The organism is Xylanivirga thermophila (assembly GCF_004138105.1).
Taxonomy (GTDB): domain Bacteria; phylum Bacillota; class Clostridia; order Caldicoprobacterales; family Xylanivirgaceae; genus Xylanivirga; species Xylanivirga thermophila.
The window spans coordinates 1-9,391 of record NZ_RXHQ01000052.1 but is presented as its reverse complement, the minus strand read 5'-3'; the positions used below and the strand labels follow the sequence as shown (position 1 = coordinate 9,391).

The window sequence follows — 9,391 nt, the reverse complement described above, 5'->3', positions numbered from 1 at the left end:
TGTTAGAAGTGAGGGATATCGGCGATATCCCTTTATTAAAGTTACTCTTTTTTAATAATATGAAGGTCAATGATCATGGTTACATATTAGCACAGGGCGACTTCAATGGGAATGCCTGAGTAGTAACAACAGATTTTAAAGATATCAATATTCAAAATGTTAAGTATAGAGTTAACATAAAATAACTTTATATATAATAGTCGAATTTAAAAGACTATTAAGAATTAAGAAAGAGGGAGATAAAATGAAGTTAAAGACACATGATGATAGGCTTACGCTTACAAATGGAAATTATCACTCTTTGGTAAATGCAAGAAAACCTAAAGGAATTGAAGACAAAAAAGCTTATTTAATTGGCACTGGAATTGGTGCTTTGGCTGCTGGCTGTTTTTTGATTCGTGATGCTCATATGGATGGAAGTAAAATTACTTTTTTAGAGCAATTAGATCTTCCAGGAGGATCTTTGGATGCCCAAGTTCGCCAAAATGTAGGTTATGTGGCTCGTGGTGGACGTGAACAGGGACATCATTTTGAAGTCTTGTGGGATTTGTTTAGTTCCTTACCATCTACAGAGGATCCCAATATGACTGTGTTAGATTATTTTTATTATACAAATCATGATGATCCGAATTTTAGCAATTGTCGTATTACGCATAATCAAGGCGAACGCCATGACAATGGAAAATTTAATTTAGGTCAAGATTTGGCAAAAGAAATAGCTGCTTTTACAATGATGACAGATGAAGAGCTTCAAGATAAAGCTATAGAAGATATTTTTTCTGAAGAACTTTTAAACACTGATTTCTGGACATATTGGAGGACAATGTTCGCTTTTGAGAATTGGCATAGTGCTTTAGAGATGAAATTATACATGAATCGTTTCATCCACCATGTTGACGGCTTACCAGATCTTTCTGCTTTACAATTTTCACGCCATGATCAGTACACTTCATTTGTAAAACCTATGGTTAAATATTTGGAAGACCATGGTGCTAAATTTGAATATGGAGTCACTGTTGATAATGTTGAGTTTTCAATTTCAGAGGATAAAAAAGTTGCAAAGAGAATAGTTGCAAGGGGTAAGGATGGAAATGATATTTCTATTGCTTTAACAGAAAATGACTTAGTATTTATCACCAACGGTTCTATGACTGAAGGTAGTGGATATGGTGACGATGATACTCCGGCTCCATTTAATAAGGAACCAGGAGGATGCTGGACTTTATGGAGAAATATAGCGGCCCAGTGTGATGAATTCGGGCATCCAGATAAATTCTGTACAGATCCAGAAAAATCCAATTGGGAGTCTTGTACAGTAACTTGTCATGATGAACGTGTTCCTGAATATATTGAAAAGATTACAAAACGTTCTCCATATGGTGGACGTACTGTAACAGGTGGTATAGTTACAGCAGTTGACTCTTCCTGGTTGATGAGTTGGACCATAAACCGTCAAGAACAATACTATGGGCAACCTGAAAAAGATGTTGTCGTTTGGGTATATGGTTTGTTCACTGATGTTCCTGGAGATTACATTAAAAAACCTATGAGGGATTGTACTGGAAATGAAATTACAAAAGAATGGTTATATCATATAGGGGTTCCTACAGATAAAATAGAAAAATTAGCAGAAAGCTGTACTGCAGTTCCAGTTATGATGCCATTTATCACATCCCAGTTTATGCCCCGTGAATTTGGAGATCGTCCTTATGTTGTACCAAAGAATGCAGTAAACTTTGCTTTCCTTGGACAATTTGCTGAAACATTGGATGATCCAGGACGTGACACTGTATTTACTATAGAATATTCAGGACGTACAGCCATGGAAGCAGTATATGTATTGACTGGAGTTGAAAAAGGAGTTCCTGAGGTATATGCTTCAAGATATGATATACGCTATTTGTTAAATGCGGGTGTGAGCTTGTTAGATGGTGAAAAACCAGAAATTGATTTGCCACCATTAGTTAAACGTAAAATTGAAAAACAAGTAGCAGGCACAGAGATTGAAAAGCTGCTAAAGGAATATGGAATTATTTAGTGATGTCTAGCATTAGATAGATATATTAAAATCCCGATTTTTTTAAAATTCGGGATTTTAATATATCTTTATTGCTCATATTTTTACTTGATATATTGATAATATAATAAAATATCATATGAAGGAGAAAACTTTCGTGAAAGGACAAAAAATTTTTAATCAAGATTATATTCCTACTATAGAAGAAATACAAAGTTGGTATGAAGAGGATCTGCGCAAGGAAGCTTTAAAGTCACTGGAATATGAAAATAATAAAAAAGTAGAAGAACAAGGATTATTTTTTAAAGCTTTTAGAAGATTTGAAGAAAAGGATAATAAGGTTGATCCTGATTCTAAAAAAAATAATATTTATTATAAAAAATATAAAGCTTATATAGAAGAAGAAACAGCAAACATGGGTGAAAAGATACAAAAAATCGAGAATTCAATCGAATATGAAAAGTTTTTTCTTCGTTGGGAAAGAAGGGTAAGCAAGGAAAGTAATAATTATAGTCATTATGGGAGTAATCCAGCCACAAGATATCGTGTTGATCGCATAAAAGAGTTAAAAGAAGAATTGGGGAAGATTCTAGAAAATTCTCCAGAGGCATGGGAATTTTATTATAAACGTCGATTGATAGGAGATATAGACAACCAACATCGACAGCGTTTGATTTCTGTACCTTATGTGGCTAATACAAAACAAAAAGTAATAGATTCACTGGATTTAGGTGTTCCTGTATATATTGTAGGACACTTAGGAAGTGGGAAAACTCAATTAGCACTTGAAGCAGCTAGGGATTTTACTATTCAAAATAAAATACAAAAAGAATTAGAAGACAAAATGGAGAATTGGTTTTCTGCAAATCCAGATGCGACAGAAGAAGATGCTATTCAAAAGTTTAGAGAATTTAATGAAGAAAGAAAGCTTTACTATAAGAATATTTTAACCAGTGGAAGTAAAGAGGAAATAGAGGCTGTACAACCACTATTTATATCTGGTTCATATAATTTAACTTATGAAGATATGTTTGTAGAGAAAACATTGTTTCTCAAACGTAGTTTCTCACAAGAATCTTATGCGGCTTATCTGAATATGATTATAGGAGATTTTTATGAATGGATGGATGAGCATAAAACAAGATTAGAGCAGATGACTGATGAAGAGCAGTTGCAGCTTAAGATACAAATATGGAAGAGTCTCTCTGATTTGTTAGTGGCAAGCAATAGCGCATTTGGTACTGAAATTAAGAAAATAGAAAAAGAAATTTTGATTGCAATCAAAGAAGGTCGCCCTGTAATCGTAGATGAATTGAATACAATTGCCATGCAAAACTTAATCGCTTTGAATGATATATTGCAGCGTCATGCTGGGAGTACAGCCTATATTACAGGAGTTGGTCCTGTTTTAATTAAATCTGGATTTGGGTTTATTGGCACAGGAAATCTATCAACACGAATGGTAAATTATGAAGGAACAAATGAGCTGAACCCAGCCTTTAAATCACGTTTTGTGACGATCGAATACAATTATGTGCCACAAAATATAATTGGCTCATTAGAAGATCAAGAGTTCCCAGAAAAAAACGAACTTTTTAGAATAATAATAACACGATTGGCTGATAAAAATGGAAATATCCATATTCCTAATGTGAATAGGACATTAGAAGAATTATTTCGCTTTTCCCAATTGTGTAGGGTGACCCAAAATGTTTTTATGGGTAAGTGGAAAGATGATGAAGTTCAAGAAGGGAGTGAGGTAGGTGAGCTAGAACTGAGAGAATCAGTATTATCAATCCGTAATATTTTACATGTTTTAGATGATTGGAATCAAGGTGAAGAAAAAGACTTGAGCAAAGCTTTATGGGATGGTTTTATTAGCTCAATCACTTATCCTGATGACCAAAGCTATATTCTCTCACAGGCAGTGCGTTTTGGATTTTTCCCTGAGTCAGAAGGATGGGAGATTGAGACAAAGGGCATAGGAGAAGCAACGACAACATATGACGAAATTCGTACCCGCCCATATCACTATGTCCGCCCATCAATAGAAACTTTGAGCTATTTGGATGTAGTTCATTTGATATTTGGAAAAGGAATTCCTAGAAAAACCTTCCCAGAAGGACTAAAAGAGATTTTTGAAACTGATATCGATGATTTATTGAGAATTGATATAAAAAAATATCAAAAATTAGACCAAAGATTATCTCATTTAGAGCATTCAAAGGACCTACTTGAATACTTAGAGGATAATGGAGGAGAAGAATGAAAATAAATTTGTCGGTGGATGAAAAAGATTTCAAGAATCAAGTTGAAGATTTAAGGAAAAGATTGGATGAATGCCGGATAAATGGGATTTTGGATGATGATTTTGAAGCACAATTAAAAAGACTCTCACAAATAGAAGAAAAGCTATTAGCCGAAATAATTCCGTATTACCGTGTTGATGCAAAGCATCTTAAAAAGACTTCAATGCAAATAAATCCGATAAAAAAATTAGGAGCTTTTAGTTTTGAAGGCTTTGTACAAAGTATGTTGCGGATTGATGAAAATCTTTTTATTGTAATCGGTGTAGACAGAAAGGTTCAATTTTTTTATATAGATATTGTAGACGATCTCTATAATCATGCTCAGTTTGAGGTAGAGTGGAGTACTCCTATTAAAGAAATAAGAGAGCGAATTTCATTTATATATAAATTGAATGATAAAGAAATTTTGCTTTTTGGATCTACAGGAGGGTGCTATTTAATTTCAAGCAATAGCTTTGATCAAATACCTAATGTTAACAGAGAAATTAAAATTAAAAAAATTGGGACAGATCATGAATTTAATGGGAGCGAAAGATGTTTAGCAATTAATTATGGTTTATTTGTAGTGGAGAATGGAGAAGGAAGGCTAAATTTATTTGAAATACTAAAAGCAAAAGATGGATATCGCTTGGCTTTTCATAAGGATATACACTGTACTATTCCCGATTTGACTGCAATGGAAAAAATAAGCGACGATTATTTTGTAGCAGGAACAAGGACGGGGAGCTTATATTTTATCAAATATGAGAACGAAGAGTTTATTATTAAAGAAAAATTTAATTTCTTAAATGATGAAATAAGAAGAATTAGATGTTTAGAGAATGAGGATGGTAATGAGGACTCCATTATAGTGATAGGAAATGGGGGACAGCTAAAGATACTTTTTTTATATGAAGATTTAAAAACTATAAAAGTGGAAAAGGATGACTTGAAAGGTAATTTGTTTGATGTTCAATCTAAGAAGGGTACTGCTATAGTTTTAAGTGAAGATGGAATAATATACTTGCTTGAAGAGAATTTTGGGAATTGGTATCTAAATGAAGAGGCTACTATTAGAGATATGTTTTTTACAAACATCTTAAAGTTTGATATTTCAAAATATCTGCTTATGGATTTAGAAGGAAAATTAAATATATTAGATATTGACCGCATTGCTACACCAAAAGACTTGTGGGATCTGCCACTGTACCAATAGGAGGATATAAGTATGTTTGACTTTGATGAAAAGACTTTAATTGAAGAATCTAAAAGACATTTAGAAGAATTTTTGCAAAAAGAACAGCGCTCATTAGCCACATTTACGGGGGATTCTAGTTTGATGTATATTCCTGATCCAAGGCTATCAAGATTTATATTAAATCCTTCCAAAGGAGTTTTGTATTTGCCGCTTCAAAGCTTTTTGGATGAAAAATTAGATGAAAATCAAATCATGTGGCATATTTACTATGAGTTAGCCCTATATCCTGACTGGAAAAAGCAAACTAAAAAATATCTGAATAGGAGCGAAGATTGGCAGAAGGAAATTGATCGCATGACAAGCTATATTCTAGCTAAGATAAAAAAAGAAGGTTTGGAAAAAGACGGTGCATATCAACCCAAAATTATTTTAAATTATGTAAGAAAAGAAATTCTTGACCTATTATATATGATTGATAGGCAAACATCATTCCTAAGAGTCTTGCAGATGTGTCCTATATACAGGGATGAAGAAAATTTTAAAAAAATTGTTTTATATATGAGAAGAACCGGTAAGACCATTGAATCGGTTCTTAAAATGCCTAGACATAGAGCTTTTGCAAACAGTTTTTTAGTTATTGAATTATATGAAATAGCTCCTAAAATAGAAGGATGTATTCAAAACCCCTTTGATAGACAAATTTTGAATCAGCCTTTTTTTGATTTTATTCGTTATCAATTAGTCAGACAGATAAATAATGATCAAGGAATTGTAGAACGTGATCCGTTCATTCGTTCCTTTATATTTCCGGATTTCGAAAGGTTATGGAAACAAGAAATTGATGAGATGGCATTTTATAAATCAAAAGGACAGAAAAAGGAACAAATTAAAGGGAATAAAGATTCCTTTGAACAATCTAAAGCAGATGAGGTAGTAAATTCATTAGAATCTACTCAGGAAGAAGAGAAAAAGATTCTAGAGGAAATGCTAGACCAACAAGACCAAATAATCGGGAATGTACAAAATATTATACAAGGTAAGTTAGATCTAACCCCTTATGGGATTAGCCAAGAAGATCAAGAATTGTTTCAATTTTATTCAAATAAAATGAAATCGGAAAGGGAACAAATGCGTCAGTTTTGGAAGAAATTAATAGGAGACGCAAAAAAAGAAATTAGCGTAAAAAAAGATGCCCAAATAAAGGGGAAACTAGATATTGATAGCTTCATTAACTCTTATCCAGATTTCGTAGAAGCTGAAAAAAAAGGGAGCTACAGAAATCTGCCGATTTTTAATAGATATTTACTAGAGACCCAAACGGATATATTGCCTGAGCGGATAGAGATTTCTTTTGTGATAGACAACTCAGGATCAATGAATGCGTCAAAAATTGAGTCGGCAAGAAAAGCTTTGGCTGTGACCTTGCTTTCAATAGATGATTTCAATCAATATTTGAAAAGCAATGCAGAACAGTTAAATCAAAAAATAGAAGTTTTGAGTGAAACATGGTTTTTTGGCAGTAAGTATTATAATGTTAAAAAATTCAACGATAAAAATTTGAAGGAAAAAGAGAATAGCGATATAATTCGCTCCATTGTAAAGTTAGATGCACAAGATGGAGCAACTGACGATGCAAGTTGCCTTAGGGAAATATTAAGTGGCATTACCCCAAACCAGGAAAGGGAACTTAAAAAAGGCAAGCAAATAAAGATAGTATTCGAGATTACAGATGGTGCGTCAAGTTTTCCAGGATCAGCAAAAGAAACTGTACAAGAATTATTATCTAAAAATGTTGAAATCTATGCATTCCAGATAGGGGAAAATAGCAAAACGAATGAAAAAATCTTTAATTTCGTATGGAATGAAGGCTATAAACAACCACATGGAGTGATGATTGGCGAACAGGTAGAAAAACTACCTAAAGAACTGCTAAAGGCAGTAGGTGAAAATATGAAGTCTATTTTTAATAATTAGCTAGTATGTTGAAAAATGTAAAAACAGATGTGACAGGATTATAAATTATATATATGTATTTTGATGTTTAAATATGCCCTTATTCGTGTTACAATTAGAGTTGTTACAGATCAAAACTTTTAATCTGGGATGTTATAGGAGTAGAAATGAAAGTATCAAAATGGAGCTTAACAGAAAGATACTTTAATCTATTTGTTGGTATTGATTAATAGATTAAAACAACAGGAGATTTAGAAATGTTTATATGAGTTTATAATATTAATGGGGGATCTAGAATGAAAAACAAAAGGCCTAATATTGTTATATTTAATCCAGATGAGTATAGGGGAGATGTGCTAAGTCATATCGGTAATCCTGCTGCTGTTACTCCAAATCTAGATAACATGGTAAAGCATGATGGAGTATCCTTTAGTAATGCATTTTGTCAGAACCCTGTATGTACCCCTAGTCGTTGCAGTTTTATGAGTGGATGGTATCCCCATGTAAGGGGGCATCGTACGATGTATAATATGATGGGGCTAGATGAGCCTGTTTTATTAAAACGTTTGAAGGATAATGGTTATTTTGTTTGGTGGGGAGGGAAAAACGATCTTATCCCAGGCGATGCATCGGTTGAGCCTTACTGTGATATAAGATATAGGCTTAAAAAGCCCATTAGATCGGATTTACATAGACTAAAGGACTGGAGAGGTGATCCAGAGGGAGATAATTATTATTCTTTTTATGCTGGAAAATTAAATACAGACGGAGAAGATAGGTACTATGACAGCGATTGGGCTAATATAGAAGGGGCCATAGATTTTATACATAATGCACCTGCAGGTAAACCTTTTTGCATAAATTTAGCCCTATCCTATCCCCATCCTCCATATGCGGTGGAAGAGCCATGGTATAGTATGATAGATAGGGAAAAGCTGCCTCTTAGAATTCCTACTCCTGAAGGATGGATAGGTAAGCCCAGTATGCTTAAAGGGATCCATGAGCGGCAAAATCTTAAAAATTGGACTGAAGAACAATGGACGGATTTGAGGGCTACATATTATGGTATGTGTGCAAGAATCGATTATCAGCTAGGTCTTGTAATAGATGCATTAAAGAAAACGGGTCAATACGATAATACTGCCATATTCTTCTTTAGTGATCATGGTGATTTTGCAGGAGATTATGGATTGGTAGAGAAAAATCAAAATAGCTTTGAAGATGTATTGACGAGGGTGCCATTTGTTATAAAGCCGCCTAAGTGGATAGAAGTTGTACCTGGTGTAAGAGATACTTTGGTAGAACTTGTAGATTTTGTAGCTACGGTGGAGGAGCTTATAGGTATGGAACCTGACTATACCCATTTTGGCAAATCACTTATACCTGTTATTATAGGCGAGATCAATGATCATAGGGATGCGGTATTTTGCGAAGGCGGGAGGATGCACGGAGAAAGGCATTGCATGGAATTTGAAAGTAGTAGCAGTCAAAACCCAGAGGGCCTTTACTGGCCAAGGGTAAATCTGCAATCCAGCGAAGGGCCTGAGCATACAAAAGCTATAATGTGCCGAACTAAAGATTATAAATATGTAAAACGGTTTTATGAAAAAGATGAATTATATGATTTAAAAAATGATCCTCAGGAATTACACAATATAATTTATGATCCAAGGATGAAAGAGATACTTTTCTCATTGAAAGAGCGTTTGCTTGATTTTTATATGTCAACATGTGATGTAGTGCCACATAAAACCGATAGACGGTAATAAACATAAAACTTTGTAATAAAAAGTAAGAGGTATCAATTAGTTAGCGTAAAATTACCGTAGGGATTTAGAGTAATAAATTACCAATAGAATTGAAAAGAAGATGCCATCCTGTTAAAATATTAGTCGAATAAACAAATAACTTAACGAAAGGATGACATCTTCTATG

5 protein-coding genes are annotated in these 9,391 nt (G+C 33.6%); all 5 read left to right on the top strand.

Annotation, left to right across the window (positions count from 1 at the left end; all coding sequences use genetic code 11):
• Positions 1–244: 244 nt before the first annotated feature.
• Positions 245–2,038 carry an oleate hydratase gene (locus EJN67_RS13500; RefSeq protein WP_129724964.1) on the top strand — a complete coding sequence of 598 codons (1,794 nt, stop codon included), beginning with the start codon at positions 245–247 and terminating at the stop codon, positions 2,036–2,038.
• Positions 2,039–2,156: 118 nt separating this feature from the next.
• A complete protein-coding gene (locus tag EJN67_RS13495; protein ID WP_129724963.1) occupies positions 2,157–4,286 on the top strand; it encodes a hypothetical protein in 2,130 nt (709 codons plus the stop codon).
• Positions 4,283–5,521, top strand: coding sequence for a hypothetical protein (locus tag EJN67_RS13490; RefSeq protein WP_129724962.1), 1,239 nt, complete (start codon positions 4,283–4,285; stop codon positions 5,519–5,521). Before EJN67_RS13495 ends, EJN67_RS13490 begins: the two co-directional genes overlap by 4 nt.
• Positions 5,522–5,533: 12 nt before the next feature.
• A complete protein-coding gene (locus EJN67_RS13485; RefSeq protein ID WP_129724961.1) occupies positions 5,534–7,477 on the top strand; it encodes a vWA domain-containing protein in 1,944 nt (647 codons plus the stop codon).
• A gap of 275 nt (positions 7,478–7,752) precedes the next feature.
• Positions 7,753–9,222 (top strand): sulfatase-like hydrolase/transferase, encoded by a 1,470-nt coding sequence (locus tag EJN67_RS13480; protein ID WP_129724960.1) that lies wholly within the window; start codon positions 7,753–7,755, stop codon positions 9,220–9,222.
• Positions 9,223–9,391: the final 169 nt, after the last annotated feature.

What these genes read in the sequence shown, in the direction of transcription:
- EJN67_RS13500 (WP_129724964.1), top strand. Translation starts at nt 245, where the DNA reads ATGAAGTTAAAGACACATGATGATAGGCTTACGCTTACAAATGGAAAT.
- EJN67_RS13495 (WP_129724963.1), top strand. Translation starts at nt 2,157, where the DNA reads ATGAAGGAGAAAACTTTCGTGAAAGGACAAAAAATTTTTAATCAAGAT.
- EJN67_RS13490 (WP_129724962.1), top strand. Translation starts at nt 4,283, where the DNA reads ATGAAAATAAATTTGTCGGTGGATGAAAAAGATTTCAAGAATCAAGTT.
- EJN67_RS13485 (WP_129724961.1), top strand. Translation starts at nt 5,534, where the DNA reads ATGTTTGACTTTGATGAAAAGACTTTAATTGAAGAATCTAAAAGACAT.
- EJN67_RS13480 (WP_129724960.1), top strand. Translation starts at nt 7,753, where the DNA reads ATGAAAAACAAAAGGCCTAATATTGTTATATTTAATCCAGATGAGTAT.